The 22,409-nt window shown below is 62.5% G+C and carries 25 protein-coding genes; 9 read left to right on the top strand and 16 right to left on the bottom strand.

Going from position 1 to position 22,409, the window contains the following annotated elements:
- Both HP547_RS04005 and grxD read left to right on the top strand, forming a co-directional pair.
- Window positions 1–1,372 (top strand): molybdopterin dinucleotide binding domain-containing protein (locus tag HP547_RS04005; RefSeq protein WP_172285583.1); only part of this gene is annotated, 1,372 nt, incomplete at its 5' end.
- 91 nt (window positions 1,373–1,463) lie between these two features.
- The gene (gene grxD, locus HP547_RS04010; protein ID WP_012313029.1) at window positions 1,464–1,799 is read left to right on the top strand and encodes a Grx4 family monothiol glutaredoxin; all 336 of its coding nucleotides are present in this window, start codon (window positions 1,464–1,466) and stop codon (window positions 1,797–1,799) included.
- Between the two features lie 57 nt (window positions 1,800–1,856).
- Here the strand turns inward: grxD and bfr are convergent, their stop codons facing one another.
- Both bfr and HP547_RS04020 read right to left on the bottom strand, forming a co-directional pair.
- On the bottom strand, window positions 1,857–2,330 hold the full coding sequence (gene bfr, locus HP547_RS04015; RefSeq protein WP_172230423.1) for a bacterioferritin: 474 nt from the start codon (window positions 2,328–2,330) through the stop codon (window positions 1,857–1,859).
- Between the two features lie 201 nt (window positions 2,331–2,531).
- Entirely contained in the window at window positions 2,532–2,750 is a 219-nt protein-coding gene (locus tag HP547_RS04020) for a bacterioferritin-associated ferredoxin (RefSeq protein WP_003254947.1), read from the bottom strand.
- A 224-nt stretch (window positions 2,751–2,974) separates the two neighbouring features.
- Between HP547_RS04020 and HP547_RS04025 the strand changes: the two genes are divergently transcribed.
- Window positions 2,975–3,577, top strand: coding sequence for a peroxiredoxin (locus HP547_RS04025; protein WP_012273884.1), 603 nt, complete (start codon window positions 2,975–2,977; stop codon window positions 3,575–3,577).
- A gap of 97 nt (window positions 3,578–3,674) precedes the next feature.
- Here the strand turns inward: HP547_RS04025 and rnt are convergent, their stop codons facing one another.
- On the bottom strand, window positions 3,675–4,286 hold the full coding sequence (gene rnt / locus HP547_RS04030; protein ID WP_372242459.1) for a ribonuclease T: 612 nt from the start codon (window positions 4,284–4,286) through the stop codon (window positions 3,675–3,677).
- Between the two features lie 59 nt (window positions 4,287–4,345).
- On the bottom strand, window positions 4,346–5,392 hold the full coding sequence (pyrC, locus tag HP547_RS04035; protein ID WP_172285584.1) for a dihydroorotase: 1,047 nt from the start codon (window positions 5,390–5,392) through the stop codon (window positions 4,346–4,348).
- A 130-nt stretch (window positions 5,393–5,522) separates the two neighbouring features.
- Between pyrC and HP547_RS04040 the strand changes: the two genes are divergently transcribed.
- Together HP547_RS04040 and HP547_RS04045 are read left to right on the top strand one after the other, a co-directional pair.
- Window positions 5,523–6,446: an OmpA family protein gene (locus HP547_RS04040; protein WP_172285585.1), complete on the top strand. Its 924-nt coding sequence runs from the start codon at window positions 5,523–5,525 to the stop codon at window positions 6,444–6,446.
- Window positions 6,447–6,745: 299 nt separating this feature from the next.
- Entirely contained in the window at window positions 6,746–7,963 is a 1,218-nt protein-coding gene (locus HP547_RS04045; RefSeq protein ID WP_172285586.1) for an argininosuccinate synthase, read from the top strand.
- 68 nt (window positions 7,964–8,031) lie between these two features.
- Here the strand turns inward: HP547_RS04045 and HP547_RS04050 are convergent, their stop codons facing one another.
- A complete protein-coding gene (locus HP547_RS04050) occupies window positions 8,032–8,514 on the bottom strand; it encodes a hypothetical protein (protein ID WP_172285587.1) in 483 nt (160 codons plus the stop codon).
- Between the two features lie 359 nt (window positions 8,515–8,873).
- On the opposite strand from HP547_RS04050, the gene HP547_RS04055 reads away from it, so the two are divergent.
- On the top strand, window positions 8,874–9,497 hold the full coding sequence (locus tag HP547_RS04055; protein WP_172227923.1) for a response regulator transcription factor: 624 nt from the start codon (window positions 8,874–8,876) through the stop codon (window positions 9,495–9,497).
- A 56-nt stretch (window positions 9,498–9,553) separates the two neighbouring features.
- On the opposite strand, the gene HP547_RS04060 is transcribed toward HP547_RS04055, so the two are convergent.
- From HP547_RS04060 to metG, 7 genes are all read right to left on the bottom strand, one after another.
- Window positions 9,554–9,730, bottom strand: a complete 177-nt coding sequence (locus tag HP547_RS04060) for a PA3496 family putative envelope integrity protein (RefSeq protein WP_172227921.1) — start codon at window positions 9,728–9,730, stop codon at window positions 9,554–9,556.
- 104 nt (window positions 9,731–9,834) lie between these two features.
- A complete protein-coding gene (gene nth, locus HP547_RS04065; RefSeq protein WP_172227919.1) occupies window positions 9,835–10,473 on the bottom strand; it encodes an endonuclease III in 639 nt (212 codons plus the stop codon).
- Window positions 10,474–10,477: 4 nt separating this feature from the next.
- A complete protein-coding gene (locus HP547_RS04070) occupies window positions 10,478–11,002 on the bottom strand; it encodes an NADH:quinone oxidoreductase (RefSeq protein ID WP_172285588.1) in 525 nt (174 codons plus the stop codon).
- Entirely contained in the window at window positions 10,995–11,597 is a 603-nt protein-coding gene (locus HP547_RS04075; protein WP_172285589.1) for an RnfABCDGE type electron transport complex subunit G, read from the bottom strand. The genes HP547_RS04070 and HP547_RS04075 overlap by 8 nt, the downstream gene beginning before the upstream one ends.
- Window positions 11,594–12,568, bottom strand: a complete 975-nt coding sequence (locus HP547_RS04080) for an RnfABCDGE type electron transport complex subunit D (protein ID WP_172285590.1) — start codon at window positions 12,566–12,568, stop codon at window positions 11,594–11,596. The genes HP547_RS04075 and HP547_RS04080 overlap by 4 nt, the downstream gene beginning before the upstream one ends.
- Window positions 12,565–13,113 (bottom strand): Rnf-Nqr domain containing protein, encoded by a 549-nt coding sequence (locus tag HP547_RS04085; RefSeq protein WP_172285591.1) that lies wholly within the window; start codon window positions 13,111–13,113, stop codon window positions 12,565–12,567. Before HP547_RS04085 ends, HP547_RS04080 begins: the two co-directional genes overlap by 4 nt.
- Before the next feature lie 87 nt (window positions 13,114–13,200).
- Window positions 13,201–15,240, bottom strand: a complete 2,040-nt coding sequence (gene metG / locus HP547_RS04090; protein WP_172227909.1) for a methionine--tRNA ligase — start codon at window positions 15,238–15,240, stop codon at window positions 13,201–13,203.
- Window positions 15,241–15,398: 158 nt separating this feature from the next.
- Here metG and apbC point away from each other — a divergent pair, with 158 nt between their 5' ends.
- Window positions 15,399–16,493: an iron-sulfur cluster carrier protein ApbC gene (gene apbC / locus HP547_RS04095; protein WP_172227898.1), complete on the top strand. Its 1,095-nt coding sequence runs from the start codon at window positions 15,399–15,401 to the stop codon at window positions 16,491–16,493.
- A 132-nt stretch (window positions 16,494–16,625) separates the two neighbouring features.
- Here apbC and HP547_RS04100 read toward each other — a convergent pair whose 3' ends face one another.
- The gene (locus tag HP547_RS04100; RefSeq protein WP_012273869.1) at window positions 16,626–16,835 is read right to left on the bottom strand and encodes a cold-shock protein; all 210 of its coding nucleotides are present in this window, start codon (window positions 16,833–16,835) and stop codon (window positions 16,626–16,628) included.
- A gap of 338 nt (window positions 16,836–17,173) precedes the next feature.
- Between HP547_RS04100 and dcd the strand changes: the two genes are divergently transcribed.
- Window positions 17,174–17,740, top strand: a complete 567-nt coding sequence (gene dcd, locus HP547_RS04105; RefSeq protein WP_003258001.1) for a dCTP deaminase — start codon at window positions 17,174–17,176, stop codon at window positions 17,738–17,740.
- Between the two features lie 96 nt (window positions 17,741–17,836).
- Window positions 17,837–18,064: a hypothetical protein gene (locus HP547_RS04110; RefSeq protein ID WP_172227896.1), complete on the top strand. Its 228-nt coding sequence runs from the start codon at window positions 17,837–17,839 to the stop codon at window positions 18,062–18,064.
- A gap of 10 nt (window positions 18,065–18,074) precedes the next feature.
- Here HP547_RS04110 and pdeM read toward each other — a convergent pair whose 3' ends face one another.
- The 3 genes from pdeM to HP547_RS04125 all read right to left on the bottom strand — a co-directional run bounded on the left by pdeM (window position 18,075) and on the right by HP547_RS04125 (window position 22,361).
- Window positions 18,075–18,731: a ligase-associated DNA damage response endonuclease PdeM gene (gene pdeM, locus HP547_RS04115; protein ID WP_172227894.1), complete on the bottom strand. Its 657-nt coding sequence runs from the start codon at window positions 18,729–18,731 to the stop codon at window positions 18,075–18,077.
- Window positions 18,728–21,178 (bottom strand): ligase-associated DNA damage response DEXH box helicase, encoded by a 2,451-nt coding sequence (locus HP547_RS04120; protein ID WP_172285592.1) that lies wholly within the window; start codon window positions 21,176–21,178, stop codon window positions 18,728–18,730. The genes pdeM and HP547_RS04120 overlap by 4 nt, the downstream gene beginning before the upstream one ends.
- A 67-nt stretch (window positions 21,179–21,245) precedes the next feature.
- Window positions 21,246–22,361, bottom strand: a complete 1,116-nt coding sequence (locus HP547_RS04125; protein ID WP_172285593.1) for a succinylglutamate desuccinylase/aspartoacylase family protein — start codon at window positions 22,359–22,361, stop codon at window positions 21,246–21,248.
- Window positions 22,362–22,409: the final 48 nt, after the last annotated feature.

Consider the following 22,409-nt stretch of genomic DNA (forward strand, 5'->3'; position numbering starts at 1 on the left):
GACGCGGGGCTCGCATTTGCCCATCAACGGGCTGCAGCAGGTGCGCGAAGCGCTTGCGCCGTTCACTGCAGAGGCCATGAGCGCGCATTGTGGCATCGCGCCAGCGCAGATTCGGCAACTGGCACGCGACTTCGCCGCTGCTGAGCGGGCGGTGTGCTACGGCCGCATGGGTGTTTCCACCCAGGCCTTCGGTACCCTCTGCCACTGGCTGGTGCAACTGATCAACCTGGTGACCGGCAACCTCGACCGCGAAGGCGGCGCGTTGTGCACGGAGCCTGCCGTCGACCTGGTGGCGAGCACTTCCGGTGGCCACTTCAACGCTTGGCAGAGCCGGGTTTCGTGCTTGCCGGAGTATGCCGGCGAACTGCCCGTGGCGGCCTTGGCCGAGGAGATGCTGACCCCCGGCGACGGGCAGGTGCGTGCCTTGGTGACGGTGGCCGGCAACCCTGTGCTGTCCACGCCCAACGGCCGCCAGCTGGATGCCGCGCTCGCAGGCCTCGACTTCATGCTGAGCATCGATCTGTACATCAACGAGACCACGCGTCACGCCGACCTGATACTGCCGTCCACTTCGGCACTGGAGAACGACCACTACGACACTACCTTCAACCTGCTGGCCGTGCGCAACGTGACGCGTTTCAACCGGGCAATCCTGCCCAGGCCGCAAGGCGCGCTGCACGACTGGGAGATATTTGTCGGTCTTGCACAGGCATTCGCCAAGCGTGCCGAGCGGGAGTTGAAACCGACCTTCCCGCCAGCACAGATGATCGACCTGGCCCTGCGCAAGGGGCGTTATGGCGAGGCCACGCCATGGCAGCTTTCGCTCATGACACTGGACAATCACCCGCATGGCCTCGACCTTGGACCGTTGCGTGCCAACCTCGCGGCGCGCCTGGCGACGGTCGGCAAGGCTGTCGAAGCGGCGCCGCAGTTACTGCTGGACGACCTGCAGCGGCTGGCGCAACAGCCGCCCCCGGTACCGGGCGAATTGCTGCTCATCGGACGTCGCCACGTGCGCAGCAACAACTCGTGGATGCACAATTTCCAGCGCCTGGTCAAAGGCAAGCCACGCCATCAGTTGTTGATGCACCCGCAAGACTTGCAGCAGCGCCAGTTGCAGGATGGCCAGCGGGTACGCATCCGCTCGCGCACCGGCACCCTTGAAGTGGAGGTGCAGGCCTGCGCGGATATCATGCCCGGCGTGGTCAGCCTGCCCCATGGCTTCGGCCATGCACGCAAGGGCGTGCAGTTGCAGGTAGCCCGTGCCCAGCCGGGGGTGAGTGCCAACGACCTCACCGATGAGCGCCTGCGCGATCAGGTTTCCGGCAATGCTGCACTCAATGGCGTGCCCGTGCAGGTGGAGGCCGCGTGAGGAACGGTAAGGCCGAGCATGCTGCCTGGCTTTCCGATACAATGCGTCACCGTGCCGACGACGACGTCGGAAAGTTCAGCCGAGGTGCTACATGGATATCATCGAAACGATCAAAGAGCAGATTGCCAACAACACCATTCTGCTCTACATGAAAGGCTCGCCGAATGCCCCGCAGTGCGGGTTCTCGGCAAAGGCATCGCAAGCTGTGATGGGTTGTGGCGAAAAGTTCGCCTACGTCGACATCCTGCAGAACCCGGAAATCCGCGCAAACCTGCCAAAATATGCCAACTGGCCGACCTTCCCGCAGCTGTGGGTAGCCGGTGAGCTGGTTGGCGGCAGCGACATCATGCTGGAGATGTTCGAGAACGGCGAGCTGCAGACCCTGATCAAGGACGCCGCTGCGAAGGCGAAGGCCTCCGAAGCCTGATCTGCCTGCAGACATGAAAAAACCCGCACTTGGCGGGTTTTTTTATGCGGGAAGCTTTTACTCTTCGCCCATCTGCGATTGCAGGTAGTTCTCGATGCTGATCTTGTCGATCAGACCCAGCTGGGTCTCCAGCCAGTCGATGTGTTCTTCCTCGGACTCGAGGATGTCTTCGAGCATGTCACGCGAACCGAAGTCGCCAGCCGTTTCGCAATGGGCGATGGCTGCCTTGAGGTCGGCCAGGCCTTTCTTTTCGAGTTTAAGGTCGCACTCGAGCATTTCCTTGGTGTGCTCGCCGATCAGCAGCTTGCCCAGGTCCTGAACGTTGGGGATGCCTTCGAGGAAAAGAATACGCTTGATCAGTTTGTCAGCGTGCTTCATCTCGTCGATGGATTCCTTGTACTCGTGCTTGCCGAGTTTGTTCAGGCCCCAATCTTCGTACATGCGAGCGTGCAGGAAGTACTGGTTGATCGCGACCAGCTCGTTTCCGAGGATCTTGTTGAGATGCTGGATGACGCTTACGTCGCCTTTCATTACGGGTTCCTGCCCTGTAGAAGTGTGCCAATACAGGGAAGTTTGAGCCCGATAGTTAGTAGTGTCAAACCTAAGTTGTTGAATAATAAATGAAAATTAATAGGAATAAGAATGTTTGTGAACCGCGTTGGGACGCTAACTTATTGAATTACAGGCATAAAAAAACCGGACACGAGGTCCGGTTCTTCAAATTCGGGGTAATCAGGCCGCAGTGAATTCCACCGGGTAGGGCAGGGCTGCCTGGCTGACCTGGAGCTCGGTCAGGGTCTCGCGGACCACTTGCTTGGCCACGCAGGCGCATTTGCCACACTGGCTGGCGACGTTGGTCGCGGCTCGCACTTCCTTGTAACTGCAGCATCCTTCATAGATCGCATCGCGGATCTGTCCGTCGGTAACGCCGACACAAAGACACACATACATAAGGGCTGACCATCGCTGGTTGAGTCGATGGGGTGGAGCTTAATGTTAATGAGAATGCTTGTCAAAGGACTTTCTGAAAGGGCCGTGCTTGAGCGACCGATGGTTGACTGCCTGATGGATTCGGCCTGTCATCAGAAGCCGTGTATGATGGTCGGCCTTTGTTGGATGTCGGGCAAGCCCGTCTGGCCCGGCAAACGGTTTTTCACCCTCATCAGGAGATTACAATGAGCGTACTCGTTGGTAAGAAAGCCCCCGATTTCACCGTGCCAGCCGTGCTGGGCAATGGCGAGATCGTCGACAGCTTCAACCTGGCTTCGGCCATCAAGGGCAAGTACGGCCTGGTGTTCTTCTACCCGCTGGACTTCACCTTCGTCTGCCCGTCCGAGCTGATCGCCCTGGACAACCGCATCCCTGACTTCCAGGCCCGCAACGTGGAAGTGATCGGCGTGTCGATCGACTCGCACTTCACCCACAACGCCTGGCGTAACACCCCGGTCAACAACGGCGGCATCGGCCAGGTGAAGTACACCCTGGCTGCCGACATGACCCACGAGATCTGCAAAGCCTACGACGTCGAGTCCGAAGGCGGCGTTGCCTTCCGTGGCGCGTTCCTGATCGACACCAACGGTGTTGTCCGCTCGCAGATCATCAACGACCTGCCACTGGGCCGTAACATGGACGAACTGCTGCGCCTGGTCGACGCCCTGCAATTCCACGAAGAGCACGGCGAAGTCTGCCCTGCCAACTGGAAAAAAGGCGACAAAGGCATGAACGCTTCGCCAGAAGGCGTTGCTGCCTACCTGAGCGAGAACGCCGGCAAGCTGTAATTGCTGCGTGCATGAAAAAACCGGCCCATGTGGCCGGTTTTTTTGTGCCTTTCTGTGCCGGCCTCTTCGCGGGCATGCCCGCGAATGGTTTGGCAACTCAGTCGTTGAAGTCGCGCCAGCCGCCCATTTCTTTCCAGCGGTTGACGATGCCGCAGAACAACTCGGCCGTCTTCTCGGTGTCGTACCGCGCCGAGTGCGCTTCACGCCCGTCGAAGTCGATGTCGGCGCTCTGGCAGGCCCGTGCCAGCACGGTCTGGCCGTAGGCCAGACCCGCCAGGGTGGCGGTGTCGAAGCTGGAGAACGGGTGGAACGGGTTGCGCTTCAGGTCAAGGCGCGCCACTGCTGCATTGAGGAAGCCCAGGTCGAAGCTGCTGTTGTGGCCGACCAGGATCGCCCGCTTGCAGCCATTGGCCTTGAGTGCCTTGCGTATGCCGCGGAAGATGTCGGTCAACGCGGTTTCCTCGCTGACGGCCATGCGCAGCGGGTGGTCCAGCTTGATCCCGGTGAATTCCAGTGCGGCCTGTTCGATGTTGGCCCCTTCGAACGGTTCAACCCGGTGGAAGTAGGTGTGCTCGGGGAACAGGAAACCCTTGTCGTCCATGCCGATGGTGACTGCGGCAATCTCCAGCAGGGCATCGGTGGCGCTGTTGAAGCCGCCGGTTTCCACATCCACCACAACCGGCAGGTAGCCGCGGAAGCGCTCGGCCATCGGGTGACGCGAACCGCTGTTGCCCTGGGTGTCCTGGTCGTCTTCGTAGAGGTCTTCGCTCACGCGTTTTCCTCCAGCAGGCGCCAGCGCAGCTTTTCGCCAGCGCGCAACGGGATCACCGTCTGCTCGCCAAACGGCAGGCTGTCCGGCGCGGTCCATTCTTCACGAACCAGCGTGATGCTGTCGGTGTTCGCCGGCAGGCCATAGAAGGCCGGGCCGTGCAGGCTGGCAAAGCCTTCCAGCTTGTCCAGAGCGTTACGCTGTTCGAATGCTTCGGCGTACATCTCGATGGCCGCATAGGCGGTGTAGCAACCGGCGCAACCGCAGGCGGCTTCCTTGGCGTGACGGGCATGGGGTGCCGAGTCGGTGCCGAGGAAGAACTTCGGGTTGCCGCTGGTGGCCGCGTCCAGCAGCGCCACCTGGTGGGTGTTGCGCTTGAGGATCGGCAGGCAGTAGAAGTGCGGGCGAATGCCGCCAACCAGCATGTGGTTGCGGTTGTACAACAGGTGCTGCGCGGTGATGGTCGCGCCAACGTTGGCCGGGGCCTCGGTGACGAACTGCGCGGCATCGCTGGTGGTGATGTGCTCGAATACCACTTTCAGCGTCGGGAATCGCTCGACTACGCGGCGCATGTGTTCGTCGATGAAGCGTTTTTCACGGTCGAAAACGTCGATCTCGCTGCGCGTCACTTCGCCATGCACCAGCAGTGGCATGCCAACTTCCGCCAGCGCCTCGATGGCCGGGAAGATGTTGTCGATGCTGGTAACGCCCGAATCGGAGTTGGTGGTGGCGCCGGCCGGGTATAGCTTGGCGGCGTAGACAATGCCACTGGCCTTGGCCGCGCGGATGTCTTCGGGGCTGGTGCGGTCGGTGAGGTACAGCACCATCAGCGGCTCGAAGCGGCTGCCGGCAGGGCGCGCGGCCAGGATGCGCTCACGGTAGGCGCCGGCCTCGTCGGCATTGCGCACCGGCGGAACCAGGTTGGGCATGATGATGGCACGGGCGAAGGTACGCGCCACATCGCCAACGGTGTGGGGCAGGACGGCACCATCGCGCAGATGGATGTGCCAGTCGTCGGGGCGCAGGAGGGTCAGGCGATCGGACATTGGGGATTCCAGGCGGGTCGAACTCAAGCGCCAATGCTACCGGAAAACCCCCGGGCGAGCACGGGTATCAAGTTTTCCGGGACGCGTCCGATAGCCTGCAGGTAAGCCGTCAGAATTTGTGGAGCCGCCCGTGCGCCAGCGTTACATAGCCCTGTTGACCCTGTTCGCCAGCCTGCCGGCCGGCGCACTGACATTCCAGACGCGCATGGAAAACATTGCCTGGAAGGTTGAAGGTGACCAGTTCGAGTGCCGCCTGATCCAGCCGATCGACGGCTTTGGCAGCGGCGAGTTCGTGCGCCGGGCGGGCGAGCAGCCGGTGTTCCAGCTGCGCTCGGCCGGCAATGTGCTGGGCGCGGGCAACGCCAGCCTGCTGGCGGCAGCGGCGCCGTGGCAGCCCGGGCGTGGTGATATCAACCTTGGCAGCGTCCGCCTGGCCCGCACAGGCGTGCTGTTCAGCTCGTCACAGGGTCAGGCCAGCCGCCTGATCAACGGTTTGCTCGATGGCCGCAGCACGGTGGTGCGCAACTACACCGGTGAGGCGGGCAGGCCGATGGAAGTGCGCGTTTTGCCGGTCAGCTTCGCCAAGGCCTACAGCGATTACCAGGTGTGTGCTGCCAAGCTGCTGCCGATGAACTACGACCAGGTACGCCAGACCCAGGTGGGCTTCCCGGGGGGGGGTATCGAACTGGATGATTCCGCGCGCGCGCGGCTGGATGTGATTCTGGATTACATGAAGGCTGATCCGTCGGTTAACCATGTCGAGCTCAATGGGCACTCGGACAACAGTGGTAACCGTTTGACCAATCGCGACCTGTCGCGCCGCCGGGCGTTGGCCGTGGCTGATTACCTGACGGCGCATGGGATTGCGCAGGAGCAGATTACCGTGCGTTTCCATGGCGAGCGGTACCCGCTTGCGAAGAACAACAGTGCGGCGAATCGGGCGCGCAATCGGCGGGTGAATATCGAGCTGGATCGGGGGGTGGTGCCAGAGAAACCGGTGGAGCAGGCTGCGCCTGCGCCTGCTGCAGCAGCGCCGGGGGCGAAGGCTCCTTGAGGGTGGAGGGCCGGGTGTATGGAGGTGGATTGCAATGAGGCCTCCATGTGTTCGGCACAGCATTTCCGGCGCTCGATCTCACAACCGCTGAATATGGCAAGGCATGCACCTTGGGGCCACGATCCCATCCATCCATTCCAAACCATGCACCTGGTGCCTCGATCATCAGCCCCCTCCAACCCCGTCGCCCTTCCGACAGTTCCTGTCGCTTTGTCGTCAGAAGCTGTCGCCCCACTGTAAATTTATCCTCAAGGCCGTTAGAATCGATCCCTTTCCGTACAACCCCGTGGAGTGATGGCATGGCGGACGTAAATAAGGTCGTACTGGCGTATTCCGGCGGCCTTGATACTTCGGTGATTCTCAAGTGGCTGCAGGATACCTACAACTGCGAAGTGGTGACCTTCACCGCTGACCTGGGGCAGGGCGAAGAGGTCGAGCCGGCCCGCGCCAAGGCCCAGGCAATGGGCGTTAAAGAGATCTACATCGACGACCTGCGCGAAGAGTTCGTGCGTGATTTCGTGTTCCCGATGTTCCGCGCCAACACCGTCTACGAAGGCGAGTACCTGCTGGGTACCTCCATCGCCCGTCCGCTGATCGCCAAGCGCCTCATCGAAATCGCCAACGAAACCGGCGCTGACGCCATTTCCCATGGCGCCACCGGCAAAGGCAACGACCAGGTTCGTTTCGAGCTGGGTGCCTATGCCCTGAAGCCAGGTGTCAAGGTTATCGCCCCATGGCGTGAGTGGGACCTGCTGTCCCGCGAGAAGCTGATGGACTACGCCGAGAAGCACGGCATCCCGATCGAGCGTCACGGCAAGAAGAAATCGCCTTACTCGATGGACGCCAACCTGCTGCATATCTCATACGAAGGCGGTGTCCTGGAAGATACCTGGACCGAGCACGAAGAAGACATGTGGCGCTGGAGCGTCTCGCCAGAGAACGCCCCGGACCAGGCAACCTACCTCGAGCTGACCTACCGCAACGGTGACATCGTCGCCATCGACGGCGTCGAGAAAACCCCGGCCACCGTCCTGGCCGATCTGAACCGTATCGGTGGTGCCAACGGTATCGGCCGCCTGGACATCGTCGAAAACCGTTATGTCGGCATGAAGTCGCGTGGCTGCTACGAGACGCCTGGCGGCACCATCATGCTCAGGGCTCACCGTGCCATCGAATCGATCACCCTGGACCGCGAAGTCGCTCACCTGAAAGACGAGCTGATGCCGAAGTACGCCAGCCTGATCTACACCGGTTACTGGTGGAGCCCGGAGCGCGTCATGCTGCAGCAGATGATCGACGCTTCGCAGGTCAACGTGAATGGTGTTGTTCGCCTGAAGCTGTACAAAGGCAACGTCACCGTAGTGGGCCGCAAGTCGGACGATTCGCTGTTCGATGCCAACATCGCTACCTTCGAGGAAGATGGCGGCGCCTACAACCAGGCGGATGCTTCCGGCTTCATCAAGCTCAACGCCCTGCGTATGCGCATCGCCGCCAACAAGGGCCGTTCGCTGCTCTGATCATTGGCGTGTAGCAAGAACCCCGGCTTTGGCCGGGGTTTTTTTTGCCTGCGCAAAGGCCTGCGGTTTCAACTTCCAGGGTCTACCACATCGGCATCCAGTGGGCTGATCGACAATTGAACACATTGACGTTGATCCAGGTTGCAAAAGCGCCAGATGCGCGCTGGCACGGCTGGCTGGGCAAGCGCAAACAGCAGCTGTTGCTCCATCAGGCGGTTGGCCTCAGGGCCGGAGAACGTGAAAGTGACAGGCTCTTCATGCGCAGACTCCTGGGGGTTATTGGCGATGGACGGAGTGGGCGCAGCGCTGGATTGCGGGGTGTCGTCGGTTGCTGTTTCGCCTGCTGACGGGTTGTAGAACGACTTGTAATTGAAGTTCAGCGTCAGGAAAAACAGTGCCGTCAGAAAGAACGGGAAGCCTACCAGGAACCAAGTGTACAGCTTTTGGCTGGACTCGCTTAGAAACGGCAGTGTAGCCAGGGCGGATGCCTCGATGATCCCCGCGAAGATGGCAATGATGGTCAGCGGGGCGACAGGTTGTGATGGGGTCATATGGGCCGTCTCCAGCGATTTTGCCCATCTTCACCTCTGAGGTGCAATCAACTGAAGACTGGAGCGCTTCCGGGTGTGGACGCCAGCATGCTCTGCAGCAGTATTTTTTCTGACTGAGAAGTTGGATGCTTCTTCAAATCAAGGTGAATGTTCAATAGGGTCATTGTTGCAGCCGACTGATACCGTTTTTAGGTAATAAAGAAGTTGGTTGTTACAACTACTGCCGTTGTGTGTAGGAAATTTCTGTAAGTGATGTAGGTTTCATCTGTTCATCCGTTTCGCCCGGAAATCGCCGCGCCAGCAGGCGCCCCGTCGGTTATCTTGGCGTGCCAAAGCAATAATGAATGAATGGATATCGCATGAATAAAGTGCTTATCGTGGATGATCATCCGGTCATACGCCTGGCCGTACGCATGCTGATGGAGCGGCATGGGTACGACGTCGTGGCGGAAACCGACAATGGGGTGGCTGCGCTGCAGCTGACAAGGCAACACCTGCCGGATATCGTGGTTCTGGATATCGGTATCCCGAAACTCGATGGCCTGGAGGTGATTGCCCGCATTGCGACTTTCAGTCCGAAGAGCAAGGTACTGGTGCTGACATCGCAGGTGCCCGGCAACTTTTCGATGCGCTGCATGCAGGCGGGGGCTGCGGGGTATGTATGCAAGCAACAGGAGCTGACCGAGCTGCTGAGCGCCATCAAGGCCGTACTGTCGGGCTACAGCTATTTCCCCAACCAGGCCTTGCATGCGTCACGTGGCAGGGGAGGGGGTAGCGAGACAGACATGGTCAACCGCCTCTCGGCGCGCGAGATGACCGTATTGCAGCAGCTGGCCCGGGGGCGTTCTAACAAGGAAATCGCTGACAGCATGTACCTCAGCAACAAGACGGTCAGTACCTACAAGGCGCGGTTGTTGCTCAAGCTGAATGCGCGATCACTCGTCGACTTGATCGAACTGGCACAGCGGCAAGGACTGAACTGACGGCGAAGCCGTAAAGCCTCCAATCGGGAGGCTTTGCCAGGGTTGCCGGCCCGGCGCTACAGATCGTAGTCGAAATCGGCCAGCTGCTTTTGCAAGCGTCGCTCTTCGAGCATGTTGTCGATGGTGCGGCGTTTGCTGAGGTTGGTCTTTGCGGTTTCCACCTGGGGCTCCGCTTCATCCTCTACGGCAACAAAATCATCTTCGATCGACAGGTCGTCTTTATCGCTACTCATGAGTCGCTCCAAGCCAAGGGGCCATTGGCCGTCCTTATAACCAGAAAGCAGACGTTGGTAAAAAAGATTTTTTCAATCGTGCTGGGTGGTTTCTGCCTATTGGCTCAATCGTCAGAGGTTTTGTGCTTGTATTCGCACAAATCTTCGATCCGACAGCTGCCGCACCTCGGCTTGCGCGCCTGGCACACGTAACGCCCGTGCAGGATCAGCCAGTGATGAGCGTCCAGCAGGTAATCCTTCGGTACGAACTTCATCAGCTTTTTCTCCACTTCCAGCACGGTCTTGCCTGGGGCAATACCCGTGCGGTTGCTGACGCGGAAAATATGCGTATCCACTGCCATGGCTGGCTGGCGGAACGCGGTATTGAGTACCACGTTAGCGGTTTTGCGACCCACACCCGGCAGCGCCTCCAGGGCTTCGCGGGTTTGCGGCACCTGGCTGTCGTGAAGTTCGATCAGCAGCCGGCAGGCTTCAATCACGTTCCTGGCCTTGCTGTTGTATAGCCCGATGGTCTTGATGTACTCGCTTAGGCCTTCAACACCCAAGGCATGGATAGCCTCGGGGGTATTTGCAACCGGGAACAGGCGGGCGGTAGCCTTGTTGACCCCGACGTCGGTGGATTGCGCGGACAGCGTCACGGCCACCAGCAGCTCGAACGGAGTGGTGTAGGCCAGTTCGGTCTTGGGGTCGGGGTTGTCTTCGTGCAGCCTGCGAAATATCTCCAGGCGTTTGGCGGCATTCATGAAATCAGAGCTTTCCTTGACGGCGTGGATGGGCGGGGCCCGGACGCAGGCGATTGTACAAGGCCACCAGCAGTCCGAGCAGTAGCAGCGCGCCGGGGGCCAGGTTGGCCAGGTGTACATCTGTGATGTTGGCCAGCCACTGGCGGCAGGCGCCAAGCAACAGGCAGCAGGCAAACACCGCGCCAAGGTGCGTGGCAAGCAGGCGCCAGCGGCCTCGTTCGGGTAGCAGGTGGTCAACGGCCAGGCATTGCAGGCACAGCAGGAGCGGGTAGGGGCCGAGGGTAATCGCCAGCGGTAGCAGCCAGGCACGCAGCCCCAGTTGCAAGCAGGTGAGCAACGCCGCCAGCAGCAGCAAGCTGGCCAGCACATACGCCCAACGGGCCAGCCGCTTGCGCAGCGGTGTCAGCAACAGTTGGTGCAAGCTGGCTGTCAGCACTGCGCACAAGCCAATGGCGACACCTTCGCGCAGTGTCCGGGTGGCGCCCAGCAAGGACACCAGGCTTGCAGCCAACAGGTAGAACCTATTCATCCAGGGCGCCCTCCAGCAGCCTGCCACGTTGTTCATCGAAATAGCCCAGCGCTTCCTGCAAGGCGGTGATCACTGCCCGCGAGGTCACGGTTGCGCCGGCCAGCTGGTCAAAGTCACCGTGGTCCCGTTCAAGCGCCCAGTGATCGCCCAGATGGCGATTGGCAAATTGGTCCAGCCAGTGCACCTGCGGGTCGCCCAGGCGTGCCCCCAGCCCCGGGCTTTCCTGCTGTTCGACCACCTGGCTGGCAATCAACCGGCCGTCTGTGGCGATGGTGACGCTCAGTACGATTGGCCCGGCGTAGCCCTGGGCCTGGGTGACCAGAATGATCGCGCTTGGCTTGCCCGTCAGGGTGGCCCGGTAAGCCGCCAGGATGCGGCTGGCTGGCCGCTGTGCAGCAGGTGTTGGCAAAGGGTTGTCCAGCGGCTGGTTGTCGTAGCTGCCGGCGGGCAGCACCGCCAGTCGTTGGCGAGTTTGCAGTTGCTTCTCGGCGCTGACGATCGCCGGCCGGGTCCACTGCCGCCATGCCAGGGTAGTGGACACAGCAATGGCTGCGGTCAGCAGCAACAGGCCCGCGTCGCGCGCCAGGCGGTTCATCGAGCGGCCTGCTGGCGCTGCAGGGCCAGGCGGTCGAGCGCCGGTGCCATGAGGTTCATCAGCAGGATGGCGAAGGCCGTGCCATCCGGGTAGCTGCCCCAGGTGCGAATGAGGTAGATGAGCAGCCCTGTGCCCACCCCGAAGTACAGCCTGGCCCATTCGCTCCTGGGACCGGATACAGGTTCGGTGGCAATGAAGAACGCCGCCAGCATGGTCGAACCGGAGAACAGGTGCAGCAAGGGCGAGCCATTGGAGTCCGACCCCGAACCGTTCCAGCCCAGCAGGCTGAACAGCGCCAGCCCTGCCAGCAACCCCGCAGGGGCATGCCAGCTGATTACTCTGCGCTGTAGCAAGAAAAGGCCGCCCAGCAGAAAGGCCAGGTTCACCCATTCGCTGCCCCGCCCGCCAATGCTGCCGAAGCCTGGGTGACTGGCGAACAGTTCATCGATGGTCAGGCTGCGGTTGTGGCGCAGGCCGTCGAGCAGTGTCGGTCGGGCCCAGGCATCGACCTGGTCGCCCCCGGCAAACACCTGTTGCAGGCTGTCCAGCAGGCCGGGTGCCGGCCCTGGCCAATGGTTCATCTGCAGCGGGAAGCTCAGCAGCACGAAGGCATAGCCGACCATGGCCGGGTTGAACAGATTGCGCCCGACACCGCCAAAGGCCTGTTTGCCAATGCCAATGGCAACGCTCGCGGCAGCCACGGGTAACCACCAAGGGGCCAGGGCGGGCAAGGAGGCCGCCAGCAATACGGCGGTTACCAGCGCGCTGCCATCGTTCAGCGCCGCACCCGGCGGTTGTGCCCGTACCGTCACCAGCAACGCTTCGCACAGCAGGGCGGCACTGGCGCTTAGCAGAAGGTTCAGCAGCACTCCCCAGCCTTGCAGCCACAGCAACGTCAGCAGGCCAGGGCTGCAGGCCAGCAGTACCAGGCCCATGCTGGTGCGCAGCCGCGGGTCGGGAACGGTTTTCATGGTGCGAAAAACCCGTTGAAAGCGGAAAATGCCATGGCCATTATCCCGGCACCCAGCAATTCGATGGGCAGACCGCGTAGTGCGCCAGGGATGTCGGCGTGGGCACAGCGCTCGCGCAGGTCGGCAAACAGCGCCAGCGCCAGCCAGAAGCCGGCACCGGCCAGCAGGGCTTGCAGCAGCGTTGCCAGCCATGTGCTGTCGCTGCTTGTCTGCTGCAGGGCCAGGCCCAACACTGCGGCATTTCCCAGTAGCAGTGTCGGCCGACCCACCATGGCCCAGGCCGGACGCCACATGGCCAGCAATTGCGGTACGCCCCAGGCGAGCAGCGCCAGCCATGGCAACAGCAGAAACAGGACAAAGTCCTGCGCCTGCAGCGGCACAAGCACTGCGCGCACCAGCAGCTGACCACCGATCACGCCCAGGGCAATGCACAATGCGCAGGCCAGGCCGTGCACATGCACGTGCAGCCTGGGAACGGGCTGTTGCAGCAGGCACAGTTGATTGACCAGCGCGGCACTGACCAACACCAGAATGTAGTCGTTCATGGCATGACGATAGCCGGAAATCGTGGCGAGGGTCCGGTCACCAAGGGCTGAAAGCAATGCCCCGGCACGAGGGCCGGGGCAGGGAGCTTACTTGATGCGTTGACCTGGCTTGGCGCCGCTGTCCGGGCTCAGCAGGTAGATTTCCTCACCGCCAGGGCCCGCAGCCATGACCATACCCTCGGACACGCCAAAGCGCATCTTGCGCGGTTTGAGGTTGGCCACCATCATGGTCAGGCGGCCTTCGAGTTGGGACGGGTCGGGGTAGGCCGACTTGATCCCGGAGAACACATTGCGGCGCTCGTCACCAATGTCCAGGGTCAGTTGCAGCAACTTGTCGGCACCCGCCACGGCTTCGGCCTTGACGATCAGCGCCACGCGCAGGTCGACGGCAGCGAAGGTATCGAACTCGATCTCCGCCGACAGCGGGTCCTTGGTCAGCTCGCCATTGCCCGCCGGGGCCTTAGCTTCGGCGGCCAGCAGGTCTTCCTTGCTGGCAGCGACCATGGCCTCGACCTTGGCCAGTTCGATGCGGCTCATCAGCGCCTTGAACGGGTTCAGCGCATGGTTTTCCAGGCGCGACAGGTGGTCGTTCCAGGTCAATGGCGCCACGTTGAGGAACGCTTCGGCGTCGGCGGCCAGCACCGGCAGCACAGGCTTGAGGAAGATCACCAGCTGGCGGAACAGGTTGATACCCTGGGCGCAGATGGCCTGCACTTCATCCTGCTTGCCTTCCTGCTTGGCCAGCGACCACGGTGCCTTGTCGGCGATCCAGGCGTTGGCACGGTCGGCGAGTGCCATGATTTCGCGCATGGCGCGGCCGAAGTCGCGCGCTTCATACGCTTCGGCAATGGACGGCGCGGCGGCCAGGAAAGCTTCGGTGAGCTCTGGCGCGGCATCGCCGGCTACCATCACGCCCTCGTTGCCCTTGTGGATGAACCCGGCGCAGCGGCTGGCGATGTTGACCACCTTGCCGACCAGGTCGGAGTTGACCTTCTGCACGAAGTCTTCGAGGTTCAGGTCGAGGTCATCGACGCCACGGCCCAGCTTGGCCGCGTAGTAGTAGCGCAGGTATTCCGGCTGCAGGTGGTCGAGGTAGGTGCGGGCCTTGATGAAGGTGCCGCGCGACTTGGACATCTTGGCGCCGTTGACGGTCAGGTAGCCGTGTACGTTGACCGCGGTCGGCTTGCGGAAGCCGGCGCCTTCGAGCATGGCTGGCCAGAACAGGGCGTGGAAGTTGACGATGTCCTTGCCGATGAAGTGGTACAGCTCGGCCTTGGAGTCCTGGTTCCAGAAGGCATCGAAATCCAGCTCCGGGCGGCGTGCGCAGAGGTTCTTGAAGCTGGCCATGTAGCCGATCGGCGCATCCAGCCACACGTAGAAGTACTTGCCCGGCTCGCCCGGGATCTCGAAGCCGAAGTACGGCGCATCGCGGGAGATGTCCCACTCCTGCAGGCCCGAGTCCAGCCATTCGGCCAGCTTGTTGGCGACCGCGTCCTGCAGGGTGCCGCTGCGGGTCCACTGCTGCAGCATGGCCTGGAAGTCTGGCAGCTTGAAGAAGAAGTGCTGGGAATCACGCAGTACCGGGGTGGCACCCGAGATGGCCGACTTGGGATTTTTCAGCTCGGTGGGCGCGTAGGTGGCGCCGCATTTTTCGCAGTTGTCGCCGTACTGGTCTTCGGCCGCGCATTTCGGGCAAGTGCCCTTGATGAAGCGGTCGGCGAGGAACATGCCCTTTTCCGGGTCGAAATACTGGGTCACCGAACGGGTGGCGATGTGCCCGGCTTCACGCAGGCGCGTGTAGATCAGGCTGGACAGTTCGCGGTTTTCTTCGCTGTGGGTGGAGTGGAAGTTGTCGAAGTCCACCAGGAAGTCGGCGAAGTCGCTGCTGTGCTCGGCCTGGACGTTGGCAATCAGCTGTTCCGGCGTGATGCCTTCCTTCTCAGCGCGCAGCATGATCGCCGAACCGTGGGCGTCGTCGGCGCAGACATAGATGCACTGGTTGCCGCGCAGCTTCTGGAAGCGCACCCACATGTCCGTCTGGATGTACTCCAGCATATGGCCAAGATGGATCGATCCATTGGCATAGGGCAGGGCGCTGGTGACGAGAATCTGACGTGGCTCGGACATGGTGGCTCGGCTACTTATCTGGCTACGGGGTAAAAATGAGGGTGATCGGCCACTATAAAGGGCTGGCGAATATATTTCACCCAGCAGAAGCATCTGCGGACGATTGACGGGTTAGGATAGGCGCCTGTTTTATATTCAGTTTGCCAATGGGAGTGTCCATGAGTGCCGTCACCCGTGCCGCCGTCGAAGGCGTGCTTCGCCAGTACACCGACCCCTACCTGAACCAGGACCCGGTCAGCGCCGGTTGCGTGCGCGCCATCGATATCCAGGGTGGGCAGGTCAGCGTGCAGTTGCAGCTGGGGTATGCCGCAGGGCTGTTCAAGAACGGCTGGGCCCAGGTGCTGCAGACCGCTATCGGCAACCTTGACGGCGTCAGCGGCGCCCAGGTGTCGATCGACTGCGTCGTGGCTGCGCACAAGGCCCAGGCCCAGGTGCCGGCCATGGCCAACGTCAAGAACATCATCGCCGTGGCCTCGGGCAAGGGCGGTGTGGGCAAGTCGACCACCGCAGCCAACCTGGCCCTGGCCCTGGCCCGCGAAGGTGCACGGGTCGGTATCCTCGATGCCGATATCTACGGCCCTAGCCAGGGCGTGATGTTCGGTATCGCCGAGGGCACTCGCCCGCAGATTCGCGAGCAGAAGTGGTTTGTGCCGATCAAGGCCCATGGCGTCGAAGTGATGTCCATGGCGTTCCTTACCGACGACAACACGCCTATGGTCTGGCGTGGCCCGATGGTTTCCGGTGCATTGCTGCAACTGGTGACCCAGACTGCCTGGGATGACCTGGACTACCTGGTGATCGACATGCCGCCGGGCACCGGTGACATTCAGCTGACCCTGGCGCAGAAGGTGCCGGTGGCCGGCTCGGTGATCGTCACCACGCCACAGGACCTGGCGCTGCTGGATGCCAAAAAAGGCGTGGAGATGTTCCGCAAGGTCAATATCCCGGTGCTGGGCGTGGTCGAGAACATGGCCGTGCATATCTGCTCGAACTGCGGCCATGCCGAGCATCTGTTTGGTGAGGGTGGTGGGGAGAAGCTGGCGAGCCAGTACGGCGTCGACCTGCTGGCGTCACTGCCGTTGTCGATGTTGATCCGCGAGCAGGCCGACAGTGGCAAGCCAACGGCGATTGCCGAGCCGGAAAGCCAGATTGCCATGGTCTACCAGGAACTGGCGCGCCAGGTGGGCGCCCGGATCGTCCTGCAGGAAGCAGCAGCACCTGCCATGCCGAGCATCACCATCAGCGAAGATTGACCTGAGACCGAGTCGCCTGCTCCCGCAGTGGGAGCGGGCAAGCCCGCGAAGCAGGCGACCCGGTCTTTCAGCCAGGCATAAAAAAACCCGCCAGAAGGCGGGTTTTTTTGAAAGCTAGGAAGCTAGATCGACTTAGGCGATCTGAACTTCTTCAGCCTGCATGCCTTTCTGGCCGCGGGTAGCGACGAAAGTAACAGCCTGGCCTTCTTTCAGGGTTTTGAAGCCGTCAGCTTGGATGGCTTTGAAGTGCACGAACAGGTCGTCGCCCGACTGAGGGGTGATGAAGCCGTAGCCTTTCTCATCGTTGAACCACTTAACGGTACCGTTTTGACGGTTGGACATTTTTCTGTCTCCTTGGACAATTTAATTACGGTCAGGAAAAACCCTTCCCGGGACTGAGCGCAAAGAGAGCAGAAAATTCAGCGATGGTGCGATCTTGATCGTGCATCAAACTAGAGATTCTCGGTGTCACGTGCAGCACAGTGGCGACACCTTACCCCACTTTCCGCAACCTGCCAATGGCCAGAGGCCGCTTTACGCAAAATCGGATCGACGGCGGCTGCAAGCCCCGTCGGGCGGGGATTGTAGCCCTAATGCAGGATGAAACTTTGAAGCGGGCGCCGGGACCGGTAAGATGCGCGTCACCATTTTCACCTCGCAACTCTTCAGGACACCCCGCCATGAGCATCAAATCGGACAAGTGGATTCGCCGCATGGCGCAGGAACACGGCATGATCGAACCGTTCGTCGAGCGCCAGGTGCGCGGCGAGCAGGACAGCCGGGTGATCTCCTTCGGCGTCTCCAGCTATGGCTACGACGTGCGCTGCGCCGACGAATTCAAAGTGTTCACCAACATCAACTCGGCCACCGTCGACCCCAAGAACTTCGATGCCGGCAGCTTCGTCGACATCAAGAGTGACGTGTGCATCATCCCGCCGAACTCGTTTGCCCTGGCGCGCACCGTCGAGTACTTCCGCATTCCACGTGACGTGCTGACCATCTGCCTGGGCAAGAGCACCTACGCCCGCTGCGGCATCATCGTCAACGTCACCCCGCTCGAGCCCGAGTGGGAAGGCCACGTGACGCTGGAGTTCTCCAACACCACCACGCTGCCGGCGAAGATCTACGCCAACGAAGGCGTGGCGCAGATGCTGTTCCTGCAGTCCGACGAAGAATGTGAAGTCTCGTACAAGGACCGTGGCGGCAAGTACCAGGGCCAGCGCGGCGTCACCCTGCCGCGCACCTGAGCCGACGGGCGCGCGGAATTTCACGCGCCTTTGGCACTCCAACGGATAACCGTGCCGATGTGCATGACGCCCATCGGCTGTTGTCAGGAGGTGCCAATGAAACTCCATCCCGCGATCAGTGCGAAGCTGGCCGGCTTGCAGCCCAACCATGTAGGGGTGCTGCCGTGGTCACTGCTGGCGCATCCGCTGCCGCTGCAGGCGGGGGGCGTGCCCCACCAGCCTGGTCCCGATACCCCGCAACCACCGCAACCTGGTGAAACACCACCCATGGAGCCGGGCGAGCCGACCCTGCCTGATGAGCCACCTCCCGCACCTGTTGCCTGAGCCTGCGCTGCTATAGCAGCGGCCACACGCGGTCTGCGCCAGCCAGATAAACCTTGCTGGCGCTGGCCGGTGCAATTTCCCACCCGCCGGTGAACTCACCGAATGCGGGCAGCAGGCTGACTTGCTGATCGATCAGGAAGCACGGCAGGCGCAAGCGCTGGCGTGCCCTGCCGCGCAGGACGAACACCGGATGCACGTGGCCCGCAAGCACCGGGTAGGCCGGGTGCGGCTTGGGTTCGTGCTGCAACGCGAAAGGCGCCAGTACCCATGGCTCGTCGACGACCCGGATATCGAGCGCGGCCGGTGGGTCGCCGGCGTTGCGGTCGTGATTGCCCCGTATCAGTACAATATCCAGGCCTGCATGGCGCTCGCGCCATACTTGCAGCCTGGCCAGTGTTGCGGGTGCCCGGGCCGTACGTGCGTGCAGAAAATCGCCAAGCACGACCAGACGCTCGCAATCATGCGCTGCCAGCAAGGCATCCAGGCGGGCCAGCGTCGCATCGGTGGTCCCGCGCGGTACCGGTTGATGCAGGGCACGGTAACTGGCGGCCTTGCCGATATGCACATCGGCCACCAGCAAGGCCCGGCGGGCGGGCCAGTAAATGGCCTTGTCGGGCAGCAGCCATAGTACCTGACCGCACAAATCGATCGGCTGATGGTTGTTCACTGCCCACCCGCCGCGCGTTCCAGGTCCGCCACCATTCGCGCAATACGGTCGGCCAGCTTCTCGGTGCTCAGGGTTTCGCGCATCCCCTCCACCAGCAAGGCAAACGCCAGCGGCCCCGGGCGCTTCAATGCCTGCAGGTCCAGGCGCAGGCCCTCCATTTTTACCAGTTGCCGATGCAGCCGGTCGATTTCCAGCTCCTCTCTGAGCACTTCATCGCTAGCCTGGCCCAGTAGCAGGTTCCCCGCATCGTGCTTGCGGAACACCTCATAGAACAACCCGCTGGAGGCCTGGATCTGCCGTGTACTCTTCTGCGCCGCCGGGTAACCACCAAACACCAGCCCGGCAATCTGGGCGATTTCGCGAAAGCGCCGCAGCGCCATTTCGCCTGCATTCAGGCTGGCCAGCACATCCTCCAGCAGATGATCGGTACCGAGCGCCCGAGGCAAATGCGTCGCCCAGTCCACGTTGCCCGGGCTGAGCAGTTCGAAACCATAGTCGTTGACGGCAATCGATACCGACAGCGGCTGGTCCCGGCTGACCCGCCAGGCAATCAGGTTGGCCAGGCCCAGGTTGGCCATGCGCCCGGCGAACGGGTACAGGAACAGGTGCCAGCCCTGGCGTGACTTGAAGGTTTCTGCCAGCAGCGTGCGGGTGGTGGGCAGCGCCGACCATTGCGCCTGCAGTTCCAGCAACGGGCGCACCGACCGCATTTCGGGCCCTTCGAAATGCTGATGAGCGGCAGCGTCGAGCTGTTCGACCAGCGCATCGGCCAGTTCGCTGGAAAGCGGCATGCGCCCGCCGTTCCAGCGCGCCAGCGCAGCCTTGCGCGCGGTGCTGCGGCGCACATAGGCGGTCATGTTTTCGACGCGGACCAGCTCCAGCACCCGCCCGGCAAAGACCAGGGTATCGCCCGGCCGCAGGCGAGCGATGAAGGCTTCTTCGACACTGCCCAATGTCTTGCCGCCACCGCCTTTGCTCCAGTATTTCAGTTGCAGGTTGGCGTCGCTGACGATGGTGCCGATGCTCATGCGGTGGCGTCGCGCCAGGCGTTCGCTGGCAACCCGATAAACCCCGTCGGCGTCGCGCTCGACGCGCTGGTAGTCCGGGTAGGCGGTGAGCGAGCTACCGCCGTGGCAGACAAAGTCCAGTGCCCACTGCCACTGGCTGTCGCGCAGTTCGTCAAAGGCCCAGGTGCTGCGTACTTCGGCCAGCAACTGGTCGGCGCGAAAGCCGCTGCCCAAGGCCATGCTGACCAGGTGCTGCACCAGCACGTCCATGCACAGCCGCGGCGAGAAGCGCGCCTCGATATGCCCCGCGGCCAATGCCTGGCGGGCCGCCGCAGCTTCCACCAGTTCCAGGCTATGGGTGGGCACCAGGGTCAGTCGCGAGCGCCGTCCGGGGGCATGACCAGAGCGCCCGGCGCGCTGCATCAGGCGGGCGATACCCTTGGCGGAGCCGATTTGCAGCACGCGTTCCACCGGCAGAAAATCTACCCCCAGGTCCAGGCTTGAGGTGCAGACCACCGCCTTGAGGGCGCCTTGCTTGAGGCTGCGCTCGACCCAGTCACGGGTATCGCGGGCCAGCGAGGCATGGTGCAGGGCAATCAGGCCGGCCCAGTCCGGGCGTGCGTCCAGCAGGGCCTGGTACCAGAGTTCGGCCTGGGCGCGGGTATTGGTAAAGACCAGGCAGCTGGCACTGGCATCGATCTCCCGGCTGACCTGGTCGAGCATTTTCAGGCCCATGTGCCCGGCCCAGGGGAAGCGCTCGATCGCCGCTGGCAGCAGGGTATCGACCTGCAGGGCCTTGTCCTGCCTGCCCTGCACCAGCAAGCCGCCTTGGGGCAGCAGAACGTCCAGGGCGTGCTGCAGGTTACCCAGCGTGGCAGACAGGCCCCAGGTGGGTAAGCCAGGGTGCCAGCGACGCAGCCTGGCCAACGCCAGTTGCAGTTGCACCCCACGTTTGTTACCCAACAGTTCGTGCCATTCGTCCACGACCACCAGGCGCACGCTGGCGAAGTCTTCGCTGGCCTGTGCCCGGGTCAGCAGCAAGGTCAGGCTCTCGGGAGTTGTCACCAGCACGCTGGGCAGGCGACGCGCTTGGCGGGCACGTTCGGCGCTGCCGGTATCGCCGCTGCGCACGCCCACGCTCCACGGCAAACCCAGTTCATCCAGGGGTGCCTGCAGTGCCCGGGCGGTGTCTGCGGCAAGGGCGCGCATGGGCGTCACCCACACCACCTGCAAGGGCGCCGGCTGACGGCCTGGAGGCTGGGCCTTGAATGCACGCAGTGCGGCGAGCCAGACCGCGTAGGTCTTGCCCGCGCCGGTACTGGCATGCAGCAGGCCGGACTCACCCCGCTCGACAGCGGCCCAGACCCGCCGCTGGAAAGCGAACGGCGTCCAGCCGCGTTGGGCGAACCAGGCATCGGCAAGGTTGGTAGCGGCGGGCATGGGGCTGGTGGTCCTTCGAAGGCTGTGCTTCTACAGACCGCCCGCCAGGTGCAATGGTTTTACCGGATCAGTTGGCCAGCAGGTAGCCGCTGCGGCATACCTGTTCGCCAGCCACATGGGCGACGACCATGCCCGCAGTGGCCATGCGCCTTACGCTGCGTGCGTACAACAGGCCCGGTTGACTGTTGCGTATGGCGGTCACCCGGTCGCTGAGCGGGTCGATCACCTCGGCGATCAACTGCCCGGCCTCAAGGTGCTGCCCGGGTTTGGCGTGATACACCAGCAAGCCGCCCAGCGGCGTTGCCACAGGTTCAACCGCAGCCAGCGGCGTGGCGGGGTTGAGCAAGGCGGGCAGGGCTGCGCTGGCACCCTCGATGACCCCGGCATGCGTCAGGAAATCCAGGATCGCCTGGCTGTCCTTGCTGGCCAGCGCGTGGCTGACGTCCGCCTGGCCACGCAGCTCGACGGTGACCGAGCAGCAACCCTGCGGGATCGGATAGCGCTTGCCGAAACGTTGTTGCAACTGCCACCAGACCAGGCTGAAGCATTCATCGAACGACTGCCCGCCCGAGTCGGTCGCCAGCAGGCTGGCCCGGGCGCCCAGGTAGCGGGCCAGTGGCTCGATCTGCGGCCAGGCTTCGGGCGTGGTGTACAGGTGCTCCACGGCCTCGAAGTCACAGTGCAGGTCCAGCACCAGGTCGGCATCGCAGGCCAGCCGCTGCAGGATCAGGCGCTGCGCCTGCAGCGGCGTGCGCGCGGGATGTGCATCAAGCCCCCGGCGCAGGTATTCACGGATCAGTGCGGTGTTGTGTACCGGGTCCAGGGTCAGGTGTTCTTCGACCTGGTCGCCGATGCTGTCCGACAGGTCGACGAAGTTGCGGTTGAAGTTCTCCCCACTCTGCAATTCGAAACGCCCCAGTGGCGCATCCAGCAGCACCTGCTCCAGGCCGACAGGGTTGGCCAGCGGCACCAGAATGATCTCGCGCCGCAGGCGGCCTTGCTGTTCCAGCTCTACCAAGCGCCGCTTGAGGTGCCAGGCCACCAACATGCCGGGCAGCTCGTCGGCATGCAGCGAGGCCTGGATATAGACCTTGCCGCCCCCGCGGGGGCCGAAGTGGAAACTGTGCAATTGGCGGGTAATGCCCGGAACGGGTGAGAGCAGGTCGTGGGTCGAATGGTGCATGGTAGTCCTGGCTACGTGGCGAAAACGGTCTGCGACACGGGTCGGCAC

This window comes from Pseudomonas sp. CM27 (genome assembly GCF_013179515.1).
In the GTDB taxonomy this organism is placed as follows: Bacteria; Pseudomonadota; Gammaproteobacteria; order Pseudomonadales; family Pseudomonadaceae; genus Aquipseudomonas.